Origin of the sequence: Scleromatobacter humisilvae (assembly GCF_023231945.1) — a bacterium.
Taxonomy (GTDB): Bacteria; Pseudomonadota; Gammaproteobacteria; order Burkholderiales; family Burkholderiaceae_C; genus Scleromatobacter; species Scleromatobacter humisilvae.
The window spans coordinates 126,181-144,236 of record NZ_JAJLJH010000004.1 but is presented as its reverse complement, the minus strand read 5'-3'; the positions used below and the strand labels follow the sequence as shown (position 1 = coordinate 144,236).

At 63.5% G+C, this 18,056-nt stretch carries 22 protein-coding genes; 1 reads left to right on the top strand and 21 read right to left on the bottom strand.

Annotated features, from left to right (window positions below; all coding sequences use genetic code 11):
* Window positions 1–38: 38 nt before the first annotated feature.
* Genes LPC04_RS16480 through LPC04_RS16460 form a run of 5 tightly spaced genes read right to left on the bottom strand, consistent with a single transcriptional unit; the run spans window position 39 to window position 2,961 of the window.
* Window positions 39–638, bottom strand: a complete 600-nt coding sequence (locus tag LPC04_RS16480) for a fimbrial biogenesis chaperone (protein WP_275683348.1) — start codon at window positions 636–638, stop codon at window positions 39–41.
* Window positions 638–1,165, bottom strand: a complete 528-nt coding sequence (locus tag LPC04_RS16475) for a hypothetical protein (protein ID WP_275683347.1) — start codon at window positions 1,163–1,165, stop codon at window positions 638–640. Before LPC04_RS16475 ends, LPC04_RS16480 begins: the two co-directional genes overlap by 1 nt.
* Window positions 1,166–1,223: 58 nt before the next feature.
* A complete protein-coding gene (locus LPC04_RS16470; RefSeq protein WP_275683346.1) occupies window positions 1,224–1,766 on the bottom strand; it encodes a glycine zipper 2TM domain-containing protein in 543 nt (180 codons plus the stop codon).
* 50 nt (window positions 1,767–1,816) lie between these two features.
* The gene (locus tag LPC04_RS16465) at window positions 1,817–2,323 is read right to left on the bottom strand and encodes a hypothetical protein (RefSeq protein ID WP_275683345.1); all 507 of its coding nucleotides are present in this window, start codon (window positions 2,321–2,323) and stop codon (window positions 1,817–1,819) included.
* Between the two features lie 32 nt (window positions 2,324–2,355).
* The gene (locus LPC04_RS16460) at window positions 2,356–2,961 is read right to left on the bottom strand and encodes a hypothetical protein (protein ID WP_275683344.1); all 606 of its coding nucleotides are present in this window, start codon (window positions 2,959–2,961) and stop codon (window positions 2,356–2,358) included.
* A gap of 36 nt (window positions 2,962–2,997) precedes the next feature.
* On the opposite strand from LPC04_RS16460, the gene LPC04_RS16455 reads away from it, so the two are divergent.
* Complete coding sequence (locus tag LPC04_RS16455) at window positions 2,998–3,345, top strand: hypothetical protein (protein ID WP_275683343.1); 348 nt, start codon at window positions 2,998–3,000, stop codon at window positions 3,343–3,345.
* Window positions 3,346–3,363: 18 nt separating this feature from the next.
* On the opposite strand, the gene LPC04_RS16450 is transcribed toward LPC04_RS16455, so the two are convergent.
* From LPC04_RS16450 to LPC04_RS16375, 16 genes are all read right to left on the bottom strand, one after another.
* On the bottom strand, window positions 3,364–3,591 hold the full coding sequence (locus tag LPC04_RS16450) for a hypothetical protein (RefSeq protein WP_275683342.1): 228 nt from the start codon (window positions 3,589–3,591) through the stop codon (window positions 3,364–3,366).
* Entirely contained in the window at window positions 3,588–5,699 is a 2,112-nt protein-coding gene (locus LPC04_RS16445; RefSeq protein WP_275683341.1) for a hypothetical protein, read from the bottom strand. The genes LPC04_RS16450 and LPC04_RS16445 overlap by 4 nt, the downstream gene beginning before the upstream one ends.
* A gap of 19 nt (window positions 5,700–5,718) precedes the next feature.
* On the bottom strand, window positions 5,719–6,372 hold the full coding sequence (locus LPC04_RS16440; protein WP_275683340.1) for a hypothetical protein: 654 nt from the start codon (window positions 6,370–6,372) through the stop codon (window positions 5,719–5,721).
* A gap of 117 nt (window positions 6,373–6,489) precedes the next feature.
* Window positions 6,490–6,747 carry a hypothetical protein gene (locus tag LPC04_RS16435; RefSeq protein WP_275683339.1) on the bottom strand — a complete coding sequence of 86 codons (258 nt, stop codon included), beginning with the start codon at window positions 6,745–6,747 and terminating at the stop codon, window positions 6,490–6,492.
* A 36-nt stretch (window positions 6,748–6,783) separates the two neighbouring features.
* The gene (locus tag LPC04_RS16430) at window positions 6,784–8,604 is read right to left on the bottom strand and encodes a TraM recognition domain-containing protein (RefSeq protein WP_275683338.1); all 1,821 of its coding nucleotides are present in this window, start codon (window positions 8,602–8,604) and stop codon (window positions 6,784–6,786) included.
* Between the two features lie 23 nt (window positions 8,605–8,627).
* On the bottom strand, window positions 8,628–10,313 hold the full coding sequence (locus tag LPC04_RS16425) for a hypothetical protein (protein ID WP_275683337.1): 1,686 nt from the start codon (window positions 10,311–10,313) through the stop codon (window positions 8,628–8,630).
* A gap of 19 nt (window positions 10,314–10,332) precedes the next feature.
* Complete coding sequence (locus LPC04_RS16420) at window positions 10,333–11,220, bottom strand: hypothetical protein (RefSeq protein ID WP_275683336.1); 888 nt, start codon at window positions 11,218–11,220, stop codon at window positions 10,333–10,335.
* Window positions 11,221–11,320: 100 nt separating this feature from the next.
* Window positions 11,321–12,568 (bottom strand): relaxase domain-containing protein, encoded by a 1,248-nt coding sequence (locus LPC04_RS16415; RefSeq protein WP_275683335.1) that lies wholly within the window; start codon window positions 12,566–12,568, stop codon window positions 11,321–11,323.
* A gap of 191 nt (window positions 12,569–12,759) precedes the next feature.
* Window positions 12,760–13,344 (bottom strand): hypothetical protein, encoded by a 585-nt coding sequence (locus LPC04_RS16410; RefSeq protein ID WP_275683334.1) that lies wholly within the window; start codon window positions 13,342–13,344, stop codon window positions 12,760–12,762.
* 2 nt (window positions 13,345–13,346) lie between these two features.
* Window positions 13,347–14,210 carry a hypothetical protein gene (locus LPC04_RS16405; RefSeq protein WP_275683333.1) on the bottom strand — a complete coding sequence of 288 codons (864 nt, stop codon included), beginning with the start codon at window positions 14,208–14,210 and terminating at the stop codon, window positions 13,347–13,349.
* 18 nt (window positions 14,211–14,228) lie between these two features.
* A complete protein-coding gene (locus LPC04_RS16400) occupies window positions 14,229–15,068 on the bottom strand; it encodes a hypothetical protein (protein ID WP_275683332.1) in 840 nt (279 codons plus the stop codon).
* A gap of 289 nt (window positions 15,069–15,357) precedes the next feature.
* A complete protein-coding gene (locus LPC04_RS16395) occupies window positions 15,358–15,960 on the bottom strand; it encodes a hypothetical protein (protein WP_275683331.1) in 603 nt (200 codons plus the stop codon).
* 49 nt (window positions 15,961–16,009) lie between these two features.
* Window positions 16,010–16,678, bottom strand: a complete 669-nt coding sequence (locus tag LPC04_RS16390) for a relaxase domain-containing protein (protein WP_275683330.1) — start codon at window positions 16,676–16,678, stop codon at window positions 16,010–16,012.
* Window positions 16,675–16,875 (bottom strand): hypothetical protein, encoded by a 201-nt coding sequence (locus LPC04_RS16385; protein WP_275683329.1) that lies wholly within the window; start codon window positions 16,873–16,875, stop codon window positions 16,675–16,677. Before LPC04_RS16385 ends, LPC04_RS16390 begins: the two co-directional genes overlap by 4 nt.
* Before the next feature lie 95 nt (window positions 16,876–16,970).
* Window positions 16,971–17,258 (bottom strand): hypothetical protein, encoded by a 288-nt coding sequence (locus LPC04_RS16380; protein WP_275683328.1) that lies wholly within the window; start codon window positions 17,256–17,258, stop codon window positions 16,971–16,973.
* 39 nt (window positions 17,259–17,297) lie between these two features.
* A complete protein-coding gene (locus LPC04_RS16375) occupies window positions 17,298–17,978 on the bottom strand; it encodes a hypothetical protein (protein ID WP_275683327.1) in 681 nt (226 codons plus the stop codon).
* Between the last annotated feature and the right edge of the window lie 78 nt (window positions 17,979–18,056).

Below are 18,056 nucleotides of genomic sequence, written 5' to 3'. Positions count from 1 at the left end.
GGCAATGCATCGCGGCCGGAGAGCGCGAACCCAACCCGTCATTGAATTCCGGAAGTCCAGTCGAGGTCTTCTGGCAGGAATTTCGTCTCCCAGCGCTCACCAGGAAGCAGGTACCGGAACACGTCGGAGGTTCCGTCCTTCTTGACGCCGGCGACAAAGACGGCCGCGGTGCCGGAGTTGATGAGGGCACCGTCAACGCGCTGCAGACTTCCCTTGGCGAGGCGCGAGTTCATGACCTGCATCGGCAGGGAGTAGCGCATGCGTACCGACTCCGAAGCCTGCGACACCGGAGTGATATCTTCGACGAAGACGCGGTAGTAGTCCGCGGGCGCCGCGCTGCGCTGAAGTACCGCAACGCGAATCGTCGCCGTTTGACCCGGCGGAATATTGATGACAGGTCGCGCAGTGATGACCGCGCTGGTCGAATCGAACGTGCCGTCACCGGAAGTGCTCACCCACTTGAGGATTCGCACGTCGTAGGTACGCGGGGACATCGAGTCGTTTGTGACGCCCAATGCGACTGCCCTCTGGCCTGCCGGCAGGTCGAGCTTGACCGGCGAAAGCGAGATGGCATTCGCACTGGTGGCCGCCGAGATGGCGCCCGCGAGCAGAATGCGGCGTGCGAAGCCCATCACCATCAAAACGCCAGCGTCAGGGGCAGTGTTCCGCTCAGGGCGCCGTTGCCGCGGAAAGCCTTGACCGTCGGGCTGTTGCTGTGCACCAGCAGCAAGGCGTTCCGGGCCTTCGTGCCCGCTCCGCCGATGATGTTGGTGCCAGTTGCGGTCGCATCGGGGCATACGGCGATGCTCGTCGTCGACGCGTCATTGGCCAGGCACATCGTGTTCGACGTATCGCTGCCGATGGTCAGGACGTCGGTCATGGACTGGCCGCTCGAGTTGAAGATGGTCCAGGGAACCGTGCTGGCGTTGCAGGTGACGTTCACGACCACCGGGATGCGAAGGTGCTCGAACGGGCCGCCAGGGTTGTAGATGTACGTGCTCAGGTCGACGCTGCCCAGCGCGAACGACGGTGCGGTGAAACTGCACGACGCCGTGAAGGTGCCGGAAACGTCGAAATTGCCCGTAGACGTGTCCGCCATCGACACGGACGCCCCGAGCGCCAGGACGGTGGCCGCGGCGAGTGCGGCAAGCTGTTTGAACTTCATGGGATAGGCCCTCCATTTCTGTACGCTGGTGGCGGACCAGCTGCCGGCGCGCGTGCGTTTACTGTGCGGGCACCACGCGGGCCGTGCGGTCGAGCTTGGCAATCAGCACTTGCACCTTCTGCCCGATGACGTAGCTGTAGAGCGGCTGGCCGTTTTTGTCGAGCGGCGGGCATTCCTGCGCGTAAGCCATCTCCTCCTTCTGAACGCCGTGGTCCACGACGGGGCGCTCGAAGCGCACGACGAACGTCTGGGTGCACACCGCGGTCTGGCCTGCGCTGGTCACAGCGTGCCCGACCAGGCCGCCGGCGACGGCGCCGAAGATCGTGGTCAGCGCCCTTGCGGCGCCGTTGCTCTTGGGGCCTACCGCATTGCCGGCGATGCCGCCAGCTACCGCGCCAATGCCGGTGCCCAGGTTGCTGCCGCCTTCGGCCTTGTTCTCCGTTGCGGCCAGCAGATTGGTCAGGGTCCCTTCGAACACGTCCAGGCCACTGCGCAGTTGGGCCGACGTGAAGCCGGCGCCAGACAGGTCGGTGGCGCTGGCGCCACCGGAAAGACCGAGCAGGCTGGCAGCGATGAGGGAGGCGAGGGCGATTTGTTTCATGTGGTTCTCCTTTGATGATGAGGATTGATTCGGGAGCTCGGGAGCAGAAGTCAGCCGGCAATGAGGCAGACGCCCCACGAGCTGACGTAGACCAGGCCAGCAGCGCAGGTCTGGATGGGCTGCGCTTCGGACGTGGTGTTGCCGGTCAGAGCGACGGTGGTTACCGCGGTGGGCTCGTCCAGGGGAGAAATCGCCAGGTTGGCGCTGTAGCTGGTGAGCGTTGCGGCCGGGAAGAAGACCACGCTGATGGCGCACGTCTGGCCGGCCGGAACCGAACTCGCGCAGCTGTTGTCGATGACGTGGAAGGCCCCGGTCTGCGAAGTCGACGTCACGGCAACGTTGAATGCCTTGGCCGTCGAGTCCGTGTTGGTCACCGTGACGGACTGGATGGAACCGGCGTCGGCGGGCATGTCCTTGAAGGACACCGCCGATACCGAGGCCTTCGGCGCGACCGGCTGCACGACGTCGTCGCTCCCGCCGCAACCCACGAGGGGAGCTGCCGAAAACATCATCGCCGCCAGCAGGGCGGTGTGGCGCTTGTTGAGGTTGAGGTTCAAACGAAATCTCCTTGTTCAGTTGATGTAGACGGTCACTTGGCGGCCGAGGCCGTGGTCGAAGCTGCGAGTTGACGATTCAGGTTGGTGTTGACCATCCGCATCTCGATGCCGGAATAGCCGGCCGAGGCGAGGGGGCCCACTTGCTTCGTAACCTTGAGGCCCGGCGCCGCCTTGTGCATCTGCGTGACCAGGTAGTCCGCACCCTCGTTGTCGGAGGACACCGCGATGAGCTCGAGCGCCTCGACGGCGTTCCACTCGACCAGTCGCGCACCCAGGGCAGCGAACATCGGCTGCAGCTCCTTCGACTCGGCGTCGACGGCGTCTTGGGGAACCGCGAACCGGAACGTCTTGGCAATCAGCGGCGAGTCGTAGCGGCGGCCGATGGAGTCGCGGAAGGTGACGTTGCCGACCTCCACGCGAGGTGCGTAGCCGGCGTGCTTCATCACGCCGTTGGTCGCGTCGAGCACGGGGCGCGCTGCATCGGCATAGGCCTTGTAGGTCATCACCTCCCTAGGCGTGACGGCAGCCTGCACGGACGTAACGGCGCTCTGCGCTTGGCGCTGCAGGGCGGTCGTGTCGCAGCCGGCCAGCAGGAGAGTCGAAATCGAAGCAGCGAGGATGAGGGTGCGGGACATCATTGCTTGGCACCTCCCAGTGCGCTGGTCATCGATTGAATGAGCACCAGGCTTTGGGCCGACGCGAACTTCGGCGCAGGCTTGGCGGCCGCGAAGGGCTTCTGGGCAGGCCTCGAGGTCTTCGCAGTGGATGCGGCAGGCTTCGGGGGCGTCGAGGCAGCCGACGCCGACGAGGTTGCCGTGGTGGGCGCGGGGACTGCAGCAGGAGCCGGAGAGGGCGCGGGCGCGGCCGCCGTGGTGTCGGCAGGCTTCTTGCAGCAGACTTGGGCTGATGCGACGCCGCCGATGGCCACCGACAGCGCGGCGACCACACAGCGAACTGCGCGGAGTTTCGCGGTTCGGTTCATTCGGTCGTTCTCCTTTAAATTCATCGTATGCCTATTGTAGCACATTGGCGTCAATAAGTCAATGCGCGCCTTCGTTCAGTCCTTGCAGGAGGAACTCGAGCCCCTTGTCCTGCGCTAAGCGCAGGACAGCCGACGTCGTGAGCTTCTTGCCCTCCGAAGAGAGCAGCACCTTGCTGAGACGTTTGGCGTCAGCCAGATGCTGCTGAGAGACATGGACGCAAATGCGTTTGAGCTTGTCGGCCGCCAGCGCGGGGACGGCCTCGAGTGCAGAAGTGACCTTGCTCATTGCGATTGGAAGTTCGATTGGCGCTGGGTCTCTTGCTCCTGACGCTGCGCCTCGAGTTGAGCGGCCAGCTGCGCCTCGCGTTCCATGGACTCACGCACCTGTTCACGCACTTGTTCGCGCATGTCCTCAGGAAGGTGCGAGAGGTCTAGCTCGCCGTGGCCTTCGGCGCCCTCCGCTTCCTCTTCACGCTCGACCTCGCTTTCCGTTTCCGATTCGGTCTCGCCCTGGGCCTCAGACTGAACCTCCTCTTGCCCAGCATGCTCCTGAACTTCTTCGGCGCGGTCAGGCGGCTGCGTCGGCGGAAGCGGCGTCGGGCCGAGCATCGGGTTGTTGATGCTTTGTGCGGCGGCTTGCTCCTGAAGGGCGCGCTCGCGCTGCATTTCACGAACCTGCCAGTCCGTGGGGTCGGACGCATGCTGGCCCCAGTCGACCTCGGGCTGGTCATTGCGTTGCGCCGGTGCCTCCTGGGGCGCCTCACGCGCAGGCTCTGACCGCGGCTGCTCAGCGCGCCGCGCCAGCTGCTCGTTCGCCTTGAGGCCGTCGTCAGCCTGGCGGTGGGCTTCCATTTCCTGTTCGCGGCGCAGCTGCGGGTCGTTCGTCCCGCGCGATGCATCCAGGCCAGCGCGGAAGGCTTCGCTCTGCGTGTCGGTCAGGTTCGACTGGTTGCTGAGAACGTCAAGCTTCAGCTGTGCATCCTGACGCTGTTGTTCACGGCGTTCCAGACGGCCCGCATCGCGCTGGGGCATCTCCGGCACCTGGGCGCGCTCTTGCACCGGACCTTCGGCCTGAATTGGCCGCTCACCAGGTGCTTCCGCCTGGCGCTCAGCCCGAGCCTCCGCCTGGGCGTTTGCCTCGCGCTGCGGCTGGTCGTTGCGCTGAGCCCGCTGTTCTTCGGCGTACTGCTGCTTGTAGTCCTTGATGAATTCGAGCAGCTCAGGGTTCTTTACCCTGTCGCCGAGGCCCTGGCGAACCGCCTCACGAGCGTACTCCTGCTTGCGCTCCTCGTGGGCTGTGCGAATCTCGAAACCATTCGGAAAGCGCTCAGCAACCATGCTGATGACATCGCGGCGTGCTTCTTCGCTCTGCATCTGCTTCGGGTCGGCCGAAATGCGATGCCCGTAGTCGCGAACGGCGGGCTTCTCCGCATCGTCCCTGCTGTAAGCGATGTGGTCAGCGTGGCGCTCGACCTTGTAGCCCGCTTCGCGAAGGAGCTCCGATTCAACAAGCTCACGGCGCTGCGCTTGCTCGTCAGAGGCGGGCTGGCGGAGGTACTGGTCATTGCGCGGGCTTTCGTCGGCCGCACGGTCAGTTTCTGCAATGAACCGTTTCGGGTCGAGACGAGGCGCGTCGTGCTGAGACGGCTGCGACTCCTGAGAATTGACTTCGTGAATCCGGTTTTCCTGCGAGCGCATGTCTTGCCCGTAGCCTTGGTCGACGATGAACTTGTGCGAGAGCTCTCGCTCACGGTCGGACATTGCGTAGGTGTCGGGGTCCTTGCCATGGGTGTTCGCAAAGCGCCGGCGGACGTCGTCGACGAGCGAGTCGTAGTCTTTCTGGTGCTCGGGCGCGATGCGTTCGCGGTAATTCTGCTCACGGGCTTCGACTCGAGCTTGGTAGTCCTCCTTGTTGCGCTCCGCGGACAATTGCTCAGCCAGCTTGCGCTCCTCGGCGTTCCGCAGCTCCGCCTCGGTGAAGTAGTGGTCGGTGCGAATCTGCGCGGTCGATTCCCATTCGGAGTGCGTCCGCTTGTCCAGCTCGGCCATCTTGAGCTGGGTTTGAGTCATCTGCGCGCGCGCCTCCTGTGCGCGGCGTTCGTGGTCGTCATTGAAAGCTTGCACCTTGGACGCGTCGGCCAGGCGCTGATGGTTGTCGGCCACCTGTGAGGCGCGCTCGAATTCGGCTTGGATGGCATACCGCTTGGCACCATCTTTGTCGCCAGTCGAGAAGAGCTGATCGCGCTGGCGTTCCAGGCCGGAAATGTAGGCCTCCCGGCTCTTGCCGTTGAGCGCGTACTGGCCGGACGACGGCTTGAAGTTGCTGCGCAGTGCGCCGCCAGGTTCGCGACGGAGTCGGACTTTGTCGGCGTTCTCGTGTGCGTCGATACGCATGGTGTCTTCCTCGTTCCTATCAGGCGGCCAGGCCGGCGAATAGCTCGGCCGGCATCGTCAACTGCGTCAACTTCTCAACGCGCGCAGAGCGTGCAGTGACCTCGCTGAGGTCGCGCGCGAGTTGAGGCACACGGTCGAATTCGAGTTCCTTCACGTCCATCTTGCCGACAGACACGAGCCGGCCTTCAATGTGCGCACCAGCGATTTCACCGTTGACGCCATCGTCGACGTAGAGGGTGGCGAAGTCCGGAAGCGGGAACATCTGACGTCGCATCTTGGAGCGAGCATCCCAGCTCAACTCCATGTAGCGGTCGTCTTCGAGGTAGCCGTCGATGCACCGGCTGATGTCGTAAGAGGCGCCCATCACCGCGGCCAGGCCGATGCCATCAACACAGGAGCGGTAGACGAAGAACAACTGGTCGTACTCGGCGTCGGAGTAGGCGATGAGGCAGACAGCCTGCTCGACCTGGCCTTCGATGAAGTTGTCCTGAGTGACAGAGACCGGCTCGTCCAGCCCAAGGTTCACCAGGAACGGGTCGTCACCCATTTGCTTCAGGATGGATTCGCGGCAGCCAAGACGCATGTCCGGCGGCAGCTCACGACGCGAAACGAAGCTCAGTTCTTGCTCCGTGGCAAACGAATTCGTTGCGGTTCTGATGACTGTGCGAAGCATGAATCCTCCATATCTTACGGTGCGCCTATTGTCGCACATCTAGGAATGAACGGCAATCGTTCAACCATTGAGAAGGGTCCGAAGGTCCCCTTGGAGTCGAGAAGTTGCAGGAGCGCGTCAGTGCTTGATGGTCTGCTGCTGATTCTGGGCCAGGCGCTCGGACGCAGCCAGGTTGATGGCCATGGACTCGGCGACGTAGTTCTCGCGGGCGTAGCGTAGCGTCTCCTGGACTTCGGGACTGTCGAATTCCGCAATCATGGCGGCCTCGAGCTCGCATACCTTGCGGACGGCGTAGCTGTCGTCCGAGGTAGCGGAGGCAGAGGCGGAGGCGGAGGCGGAGGCGGAGGCGGAGGCGGATTGTGCGGTGGTAGTCATGGTGGATTCCTTTCTAGATGATGTGGTTCAGGCGACTCAGCGGGCGACGGGTTGCTTGGCCTGCGCACGATTCGCCAGGACGGCGGTCGAAGAGGCTTGGGCAATCTGCTCCATCGGCACGTTGCCGACTTCGCGCGCCTGGACGTCGATGATGATGTCGCGGTCGACAGGCATCTTGGCCAGGTCGGGGTTGACGTCGACCTTGTCGGTGCGAAGGACACCCGCGCGATTGATGAAGACGATGGCCTGACCCATCCCCAGCGACGATACGTCGTTGATGGTGTAGAGAGGCTTCTTCTCCCAGCCGCCGTAGTACGTACGGAGTTGGTCTTCCTGGCGGTTGCGCATTTCGAGCTCGATGCGCTTGGCCTGGTACTCGGCAGACGCCTCTGCGGCCATGTCGCGGCCGGCTTGAGCGTCGGCTTGCGAGACGAACTTCGACGCGTGCGCGAGTTCCTGCAGGTCGCCCATCATGCCGTGCTTGTCCAGGCGAACGACCTCGTGGGAACGCGCCTCGACGCGTTGCGGAGCGCCGAAAACGTCGCTCGTCGACAGCGTGTAGTCGACAGAGTCGACGGGCAGCGGCCGGATGGATTCGTCCATGTGCCCGCGCTCGATGCGAAGCCGCTGGTGGTAGTTCTCGAACTCGCCGCGGGCCGTCGACAACGAGCGCCACGCTTCGCCGCCGAGACGGATGATGATGTCCTGGTCTTCCTTGGCCTCGGTCTGCGTGAAGATTTTCGTGCGCAGGTTGTTGATGAGCTGCCAGGTCGCGTCGTCACCGATGCGCTTGATGATGCCCTTGACACCTTGGGTTGCGCAGGCGAAGGAGAAACCCCAGCTCCGGGACATCGCCGTCACATTTGCCAGGCCCCAGTAACCGGACACCACGATTTCCTGCATCTCGTCGATGACGAAGGCCAGCTTGGCGACGTCGCCGATGTCCTTCTGCACCAGCTGGCGGACGCCACCGCGGGCGAAGATGCTGGCCAGCGTCATGATGCCGATGAGCTTTGCGGTATCGCCGATGTCGGTCTGGAACGACAGGCGGAAACACGTGACGGTCTTGTCGTCCCAGATGTCGTCGATTTCCAGCATGTTCCCGCCGGCGGCGCCGAAGCGCTTGCGGATGACGGGGTCGCTGACGGTGCCGGACAGCATCTTGTGGACATTCAGCAGGAAACTCGTGACCGTGTCGGCCGGCCGGTTCGGCAGGTCTTTACGCAGGAACTTGATGTCCGACCACAGGTCGCTGGTGACCAGCTTGGCGATGGCCTTGCCGGCAATCGGGTTGACGGCCGCGCGGTTGATGGCGTCGACAATCTTGAACAGGCGACCGTCCGCCTCCAGCACGGACTGCGCCACGTCCTGGACGTGCGCGAAGCTGTACAGGCGCTCCTTGCGACGCGCGACTTCGGCCTTGCCATCGGGCGTCAGCTCGTAGCAGCGCAGCAGGTTGAAGACCGCGCGGATGATTTCGAGCGCCATCTTCTTGAAGATGGGGTTCGACTCCTGGCCGCCGCCGTCCATTTGCTCTTGCGCGTCCGAAATCATCGCGACGATGGCAGCCGGCCCCTTGCCGTCGCAAAGGTCCACTCCGTATTCGCCATCTTCGACGCCGATGATGCGCCACTTCCAGCCACGCGCGATGGCGAGCTTCACGGCGTCTTCCCAGGCCACAGCCTTGCCGTCGATGACAAACATCGACAACGTCTGGGTGGTCTGGCCGCCCTTGAAGCGCGGCGGGAAAACACCCAGCGCGACACGAGTCTTTGCAGCGACTGCGGCACGTTCCTTGACAAGGTCCTTGAGTCCTTGCGCGGCCGCGACACCTTCCTTGAGTTCTTGCATCGACATGTTGATTCCTTTCTTGAAATGGGTCAGGCCGCGACGAACTCGTCGTTGGAAGTTTGGCTGGTCGCCGTGCTGGTCGGCGAGGCGACGAACTCGTCTTCGAGCTCATCCAGGCCCTTGAAGAACATCGCCTCGGCGTTCATGAACTGCGCCATATAGGGCACCAGGTGCGTGAACGTCTTGCCGCTGCCGGTGGGGCCGTCCCAGAAGACACCGCCGCGGCACACGTCGTGCGAAGATGCCACGATGACCTGGCCCTGGATGTAGGCGTAGATGGAGCCACGGTACTGGCCGGTACCCCGCGAGGTACCGAAGTTCATGAGCTTGAAGCCATCGTACGAAGCAATCTCCAGCTGCTTGCTCCACTGGGCCCGCGCGTCCTCGATGAGGTCGTAGTCATACTGGTACGGCCCCACCGCGTCACGCGTGTATTCCAGTTCCATCTGCGCGGCCTGGGAATTGATGATGCGGTTGATGACGGGCGCGATGTTGCATGGACGCAGGGCGGCGGAGGCGATGCGTTGAACCGAGTTGACTTGGTGCCACTTCCACGTCGCGAACGCCGAGGCCCCGGCGATGGGAAGGCACATCACCGTCATGAACCAGCCAATGCCAAGCAGGCCAGCAAGCAGGTTCGCGACGCCGAAGAAAGCCGCCGCGGCCAGGAAGTAGCCCGCCACCGAGACCGCGCCCTCGCTCGGCATCGCCGTACTGATGGAGGACTCATAGGCCTTCGTAACGTGCTCGCGAGTGACGTACAGTCGGGCGCGCACGCTCAGGGGTTCGTGCGTGATGGTGTGGCCATAGATGACCAGCGAACGCACCAGGTCGACCGGCATCCGCTTGAACAGCATCGGGTACTTTTCGGGCGGATAGTCCCTCTTCGCGGAAGCCTCGATGTTTCCCTTCAGCAGCTCGTCGGGGTCGTCCTTGAACATGACGTCAACGAGTCGGGTCATCAGGGCGCCGCGGCTGTTGAGCCTCTCGTGGTCTGCGGGTTGGCACTTGACCACGTAGGCAGCGAGCACATCGTCGACAACCGCGAGCGCACGGCGGCTGATGCTGCCCAAGCGATTCGCACGGCTCAGCTGGTACAGGCCCTGCGCATCGCGAGCGAACGTAGCCGGGTCGCCGGACATGTACGGCTTCGTGAGCAGGTAGAGCAAGTAGCCGCCAATGGCAAGCACGAAGGCGATGGCCACCAGCATGGCACCGGCACTCAGCGAGCTGCCGAATAGCTTGCCTGCGATGATTTGGGCGTACACCAGGAAATGCGGCATGCCAGACACGTCGCCGGTGCCAAGGAAGCCACTCTTCCCGACCGGGACAGCAGCGACGTTGGCATTCATCCAGCTCAAGTCATGGCTAGCCGCATGCATGGCATGTACCGGCGCCGGCGCCGCAGCGGACTCGGGCAACAACGAGTGGATGCCGAGGACGAGGCCGATGACCACGGTGATGATGAGGCCGAATGGCAAGCGCTGCTTCTCAGCCTCGAAGGAGCCAGCCGCCGCGACGTAGGAGGCGCGTTCGGCCGTCTTGAAGAGGCCCCAGAAGATGAGCGGGCCGAAGCCGACGAAAGGCAGGGCAGCCAAGGCCAGCACGAAGCCGACGACACCCTTCATCGCTGAGCCGGCGCCGAAAAGCTTGCCCACCAAGGGGAGTTTGGAGGCCGACCCGAAGAGACGGCCCAGAGGGGAGTCTTGATGCATGTTGTGCGTCCTCCTTGGGTTAGTTGGTCGACGCCGAGGCGGCCGCAGCCGGCGCCGGCATGAACGAGCGGACGAACTGCTCACGCAGCTGGCCGCGCAGAATGAAGTCGAAGTCACCCGTATTGAACGTACCGGCGGGTGCAGTGAACTGCCGCTCCGGAACACCGGCAGCGGGAATTCGCAGGCCTGCGATGACGTCGTCTTGACCGGGCTGACCGCGCTGGGCGTAAAGGACGAGCACCTTGCGGGCCTCGCCATCACGAACCGCGACGCCGACCAGGTAGCTCTTGTCGGTCAGTCGCTTCGCGACGATGGGCGCCGGCCACGGGCCGACGTTGTCGACCACCTTGGCGTAATCGCTGGGCTGGCCGGCGAGGATGGCAGTCACGGCCTGCTTGATGCCGTTCACGGCAGCCGGCGTCGGCATGTCGGACGCGCCGGCGTAGGTCTTGTCGAGGGGGAGCGCGTCGACCCCGGTGACGAACGCCAGAAGCTTCTGGTCGGCGGTCGCTTGGGCGTCGGCGTAGGCCTTGGCATCAGCCGCGCGCACTTCCTGCTCCTTGCGAATCACTTCCATGTTGGCCTCGGCCTCGAGACGCGCAGTGCGCGCCTGCCAGGCATCGACCCCATTCTTGGCGCTGGCGAGCACAAGAATGCCGGCGATGGGCACCGCGAACGCAATGATTTTCCAGCGTTTTCGCTGGCTCTCGTGCGAGGCGACGACCTCCGCCGTCAACTGGGTGACATGAGCGCGCGAGTCGTTGAGGCGCCTCTCGATGACGTGGCCGTAGCCTCGCAGCTGCTTGTACAGGTAGTCGGACAGGCCGTCGTTTGCGGCCGGTTTGACTTTCTGCGCCGGCGCCGCCAGGCCTTTGCCTGTGTTGAGCGCGACTTCGGTTGACTTCATGGAGCTCCTTTCGGGTTGGTGATTTCTGCAACGCAGCGCTTTGTGTGCCTATTATAGCACATAGTGGCTTCGTTGGCTAGGGCCTACCGTTCGGCCCCCATCACAGCTTCTGGGTTCTTTGTTGAGTTTCGGACTCGATGTCGCCGTGGCGCTGCACGGAGACGGCCTCTCGCAAGGAGGCTCCGTGGCGGCGAACGAGCGACGCCAGCTGCGCAAGCTTGCTCACCTGAACTTGGTTGTTCGCCTGGCTCCCTACTGGCTCCGGCACCGCGGGCTGCATCGTCTTCACGACGACAGCCTTGAGCTCGAGCTCGATGCACACCGCGCCAGCACGCTGTGCGGCTGCGCGAATGACAGCGGCCGACTCGGCGTGTTCGCTGCCATCGGTGATGACGACCAGGGTGCCAGCGTCGAGGGAGCCAGATGCGGCAACGCCAGCGCCAAACGAGACGCCGCCAGCATCGGATGTGTCGGACGAGACAAGAACAGTACGCAGGCCTCGTTCGTCCGCAGTTTCCACAAGCGTTGCAGCCAGGCCACCGACTGCTTCTGCCGAGCTCAGAGACACGATGCCGTGTCCATTCCCCAACGCGGAAAGAAGGGCCGCGCGTTGCGCAGCCCCAAGCCGGCTGGACAAGGTGGGTGTGGCAAGGCTGGAGCTCCCGGGTTGGCTCATGTCCGCGGCCAGACCTGCTCGCCGCTCAAAAAAGACTTGCGCCTGGCTGTGCTTGGCCACCTGCGTTGCGTCGTTTTGGCGAAGAATCCCGCGCTCCGTGTGAACAAGCTCACCGATTTGGAGCTGGCGAATGACTTCGCGAGAAATCTCTTGGTGAGGCGTTGCATATCCAGAGCATTTGATGGCCTCGCGCACGAGCGCGAAGTCGCCGTGAATCCGCTTTTCGTTGAGCTGAACCTGGTCGAGCACTGCGGCGATGGCCTGCTTGGGCGTCATAGGGGCCTGGCGCAAAGCACGTTGGGCGAGCCTGGCATCGCCAGGCGCGAAGACGGGGACCCCGGCGGCTTGGGCGCGAGCAAGCCACATCTTCTGGACGGCCTGGAGCGGAACGACTCGCTTGGTCTCGCTGCGCGAATCGAGGTTGGCCACCTCCTTGGCGCGGCCGGAAGCCGTGCCCATGTTGAGCCCTTTGACCTCCAGCGCACGCTGCACCGACTTGTAGCCGTCGCTGAAGCGCAGGATGTGCTCGCGCGAGTAGGCGGCAATCTCGACGCCGTGTTCCGTGATGCGATAAGCGATGCCGCACCTCTGGAGTCCAGCCGCAACCGTTTGATGCATCACGGCATCGGCCGCCTTCCGGATGCTCATCCAGCGTTCGTTCTCGATCGACATGAGACGCGCCACCGGACGCCCAGCGCCGACCCTCTCATCAAAGAGGTCGCGCTGACGATTCTCGCGTTGAGAAGCGCCGTCACGTCGCGATGCAGACGCGCCGCCGGCCTGGGACGCTCCCTTCTTGGCTGCTCGACGAAGGCCCGCTGATGGGCTGGATTTCTTCGATGCCACGCGATATCGCCGGCACATCACTGGGATTGCTTCACAGCACGCTTGCTGCCCGCGACCGTCGCCGCCTTTTCAGCCGCGGCGGCCTTCTTCTTTTCATCCCTCGCAACAGCTCGTGCGGCCGCGGCCTCCTGGGCCTTCTTTGCGTCGTTTTGAGCCTTGATGTTGATTTTTGCGGCGTCGGCCGCCTCCCGGATGACCTCGTCGGACGGCTTGAAGTCTTTGTCGGCGGAGAGCTGGGCCAACTGTTCCGAGAGCTCTTCGACACGCTTGACCGCATAGTCGCTGCGCTCCACGACCACGGGCTCATCCTCCTTCGAGTCACCCGATGGCGACTCCGGCGAAGAAGGCGAGCCCGCACCACTGGCAGCAGCATCGACCACTTCGACGTCGACCTTCACGGCCCCGTCGACAGGATGGCGAACAACCTCAACGAAATCGACGTTTCCGGCGGGGCCGTCCTTGGCCCTGGTCGCACCTGCCAAGGAGGCCTCGAGCTCGGCTTCGCGCTTCTCGCGAATCGACGCCATACGTGCTGCAAAGGCCATCAGCTCTGTGTCGTGGCCTCCATCGCGCCCGGTCGCCGCAGCGATGAAATCATCCATGTCTACCTCGCGAAGTGGACGACGGCGAAAGCCATCAGGGCGCCCGCCAGAATGCCGAAGCCGCACGACATCCATGCCAGGCGTGCACCGGCACTCGTGACCGCCGCGAGCTTGCCTTCGGCCATCTCCTTGTACTCGGCCAGGCGGTCTTTCGCATCCCGCTCGCGCGAGAGTGCGACATCGCGCTCAGAGGTCAGCCTTTCGGCGTCGCGTCGGCGTTCCACAAGCTCATGTCCGTCCACTGCGGCATCGACGTGTGCCTTGACCAGCTTGAAGACGAACCGGTCAACGTCAACGAGGATGTCCTCGAGGAGCTTGCGCGAGGCCGGAACGATGGTGTCGATGACCGTCTGCAGGCGGCCGACCACGGAGTTGCCGCCGGTGAAGAGGTAGGCCTCGAGCTTGGGCTCCAGGGCGTTCAGCTGACCGGCCACGGCAACAGACTTGCCGGCGATTTTCTGGCTCGCCAGCACGACGAGCAAGGCCTGGCGCATCAGGGCCGTGATGGCGTGACTCGGCCTTGCGTCGACGTCAACAACTGCCTGGTACTGACCAACCGTGCGAGTCAGGTACTCGGTGAGCATGGAGGGCTCCAGCAGCTCGACCAGAGCAATCTTGTCGATATCGGCGAGAACCTGCTCGGCACCGCGACGAAGCTCGACGCCAGCGATGGCGTCGGGGATGCCGTTGGACACGGTCAACGGTGCCGATTCGCGCGCCGGCGCCGGAGCTACCACGACTGGAGCGGCGACCTGGATAGGTGTCTCCGGCGCGGAAGGTGTCGCCGGAGGCGTCGCAACCGGCCCCGCCGTGGGGTCATCGAATTCGTCGGCGCCGACGTCAGATTCGCGGTCGAAGACATCCATGAAGAGTCGACTCCCGCGTCAGGCGGTGGCCGTTGCGGTTTCGGCCAGCGTGAAGCTCGCCGGAAGCTCGAACAGCTCTTGGACCATGCGGTCGATGTACTCGATGACGCTTCCAGCATTCATGGCCATGACCCGGAACCCGTGGACCACGTCGCCTTCCGCATCCTTGCCCTCCGCCCACAGCTTCGCAGCCTCCTTCTTGAGGGCGTCGGCCGAACCGACGAGCCCACCGATGGTGTATTTCGGGTGCTCACGAAGGTTGCGAATGGAGTCGCTCGACGGGATACCGTTTTTCAGCAAGCGATAGCCCCACTTTTTGGAGTGCGCCACCAGGGACATGCCGATGGACGGAATCGGAGCCGAGAACGTGGGGGTAGCCCACATATCCTCAGCCGTCGCACCGTCCGGAAGAAGGTTGTATGTCAACGCCAGTCGCTTCGCGTCGAAGCCGGCGGCGATGTAGGAGGCAATGGTTTCCGCCAACTTGTCCGGCTTCATGCCCGGGCGGACGGTCAGCACGACCAAGTCGGCCGCAGCATGAGCGCCCTTGAGCTTGCCGAACTGCGTCAGCATCTTGTCGGACTGGCCGGCACCGATTTCGTATACCGAGCCGACCTCCCGGACGGCGTCCTTCTCGATTTTCAGCAGAAGCTCCGGCATCTGTTCGGGCGTGAGCTTCAGGGTTTCACCCTCGCTCACGCGTTGCTTGGCGGGGTCCGGACGCTCGACCAGGTAGTAATTGCAGCTGCCGTGCAGCCTGGTCAGCGCCGGACGAATGAAGTGACGGATGGTCGAAGACTTCGTCGAGTCACTGTCCTCGCCGCTGATGACTGCAACGGAACGGATGTGATGGGTCAATTTGGACTCCTTTGGAGGGTTACGCGATGAAATCAGCGGCGCCGCGACGCCTTGGTATGCCTATTGTAGCACATAAACGGTATGCCTGCAAGTCAACGGTCGCTTCTGACCCGCTGCGCTCGAACTTCGTCCCGGTACGCTTGCGCGACTCTCGAGCTCTCGGGGACGCTTAGCGCCACGTCCGTGCGCCGGGCATTGACACCGGGCGTCATCAACAGGCCGGAGCGCAAGAGTAGTACGACACAGGCGATGCCAACGCCTGCGCCAAGCAGATGGTTGCCCTTCTCAATCAGGGATGCGCCATGCCGCTCGATGCAGCAGACGCACGGCTCGGTGCCGGCGCAGCCTCGGTGCCGATTGCGCCTCGTACCAGGTTCCGGTAGCCATCGAAGATGCCGGTGACGGAGATGTCCTGCAGATGCTTCCTCTCGGCGTACGACTGAAATTCCGTCGATGTCAAGATTGAGGCCGCTAGGATGGCAAAGCCACCAAGTACCGCGATGCCGAACATGGCCGAGGTTCCGATGCCGAACAGGAACTTCTGATCACCGATACCTCCAAGGCCAGCACCCCTCACAGCGACCGCGCCGTGCTCAGCAAGCTCAGGTCGGACATTCCAGGCAACGAGCGAAAAAGCGAAGAGGATGGCCATGGGCACAAACCAGAACAGGTTGAGCACCAGGAAGACACTAGACCACGCACCGTTGTGGCTGGGCTCGAGGAGGCCCTGGATGAAGTCCGGCGAGCCCCAGCCGATGTAACGCTGATACAGGGGAAGTGCTACCCGCGGCGAAAACACGAACATCACGAAGACCGTGCAGAGCGAGACGTTCAGGAGAACGGCAACGACCTTGAGGGTTCGAACAAGGTATTGCGCGAGAGAGAAGAACATGGGACTCCTTTCGATTGCTGAGGCGGACAAGGTCACGGCTCGTGGGCCGTCAGTCCTTCGACACCAGCTCGACGGACTGGTGTGCAATCTGGACGTCCTTGCCGCCGAGCTCGAGCAGCCCATCGACGCCGACAGCACCAGCGGGGAGTACCAGGCGATGCACTAGGTTGTGGATGTGTAGCTGCGGGTCAGCGCCGCCGGTGATTTCAGCGGCCTCATCCGGGTCGCGCTCGCGACTTGAGATGTGCCACCAGCTGGCGTACGCCAAGCCGGTCACGGGCACTTTGTCGACGAAGCCGTCCTCACCGGTGACGCGCACAAAGCAGTAGCGGGCGAACATGTCCATGACTGCCCTGTTGGCGTCCCTCACCACGTCATTCAGACGGCGGTCACCGGACACCAGCAACTGCAGGCTGATGGACTTCGGCAGGGAGACCGCCACCTCGTAGACTGCCCGCGTCAGCTCCTCGGGGCTGCAATGCGTCTCGCGCGCCATGCGGAGACGCCGCTCGCGCAGGGCCGGGAAATCGCCCAGCACGAACTCGGTGTACTGCTGCAGGGTGAATGGGCCAGGGCTGAGCCCAAGGGCAGGCAGGAGCGCGCCGCCGAATTCAGGCGGAAAGTCCTGGTGCTCGATGAGCTGCTCGAAGCCTTGGGACTCGCGCAGGAAGTAGCCAAGGGCCTGTATCAGGCTGATGGGACGAGGACGGCCAATCATTGGTCGACACCGGAAGCGCCCTGATGCTTCGCAGCGCGTCGCAGCGCCTTCTCCTCTCGCACGCGACGCAACACCTCGCTGTAGCTCGGACGCCTCGGTCGCAACGCTCGAGTCGCCGGAGTGCCGTGGAGAATCTGAGGCAGTCGCTTCGCGGTGCCAAACAGCGCAAGGACAACGATGATGAAACGCTCGAACATGTTTGCACTCCTCGGAAAGCGTCTAGGCAGTGAAGGAAGGGATAGCTGACCGCAAGGCGGTCAGCTCAAATTCAGGCGGGCTGGCAAGAGGAGGGTCAAGCAGGCTCCGTGACGTTGGTGTGTACAAAGGTCGGACGCCGGCCGCGCTCTGCGTGGAGTCGTCCGCTCTTGGTTTCCGCGGCGTCACGTTCGTCCGAGATGCTCATGAGCTCAGCGTCGTGGATGAAGAATGCCCCCCGCGGGATGCGTCCGGCACGCTCCAGCGCGGCGATGAAAGCCTTCGCATACGCCGGGCGCATCGTGGCGACACGGTAGGCAAGCGCGGCGTATTCGAGTGCCACCAGGTCGACCAGGGGAGAGTGAGGTCTAGAGGGGTTCTTCATGGCAAATGGCCCGCTTGACGCCGGCCCTGTTGGCTCTGGTTACTCGAAGGAGACCGACAGCGCCGACTGCACGAGCTCGCGCTCCTTGCCGTCCAGACGCGCGACCGCGTGGTCGATGGTCTCGAGTTCCTCGCGGGTGAACTTCGACATCGAGTACGTCTTGCGACCGCCGTTGTAGTCAACAAGCACAGGCGCCTTGTAGCCGACAGCGATGACGACACCGTCAATGACGAGACGTTCGCCGTCCGATAGCAGGATTTCGGAAGCCTCCGGGTGTGCCTTGCTGAGCATGCCCGCCCGCACGACAGTGCCATCGCCGTCAAGAAGCAAAGCGGCATCTGTCGTGATGAAGCGGTCAGCGAAACCGGCCCTGGTGGAGAAGTGACCTTGCGAGACCCAGATGTCGTAGTGCATCACATCGCCGAGGCCGTCAATATGCTGAGTGCCGCCGACCTTCCTGACTTCAACGGCCCCGGACGCGTAGCCGTCGGTACCCTTGTCGCCCAGCCGGGCCCAACAGGTACCCTTGCCGGACTCGGTGTGAAGCGCATGCAGCACAGCGGTGTTTTCGAGTACCTCGAACGACACCGTGCGCGGCGACAAGTTGCCCTTTGAGCAGACGGAGATTTCCGGTGCCTGCATAGGGGAATTGCCATCGGCAGCCAAAGCGCCGAAGGAAGTGACCAGGGCGGCCGCGACGAGGACGAATTTCTTCTTCATGGTTTCCTTTCAAGAGATGTTGTGTGCTTGTTGTAGCACGTCCAGGCGTCAAAGATGGTGTCTGGACTGCGGTGAACC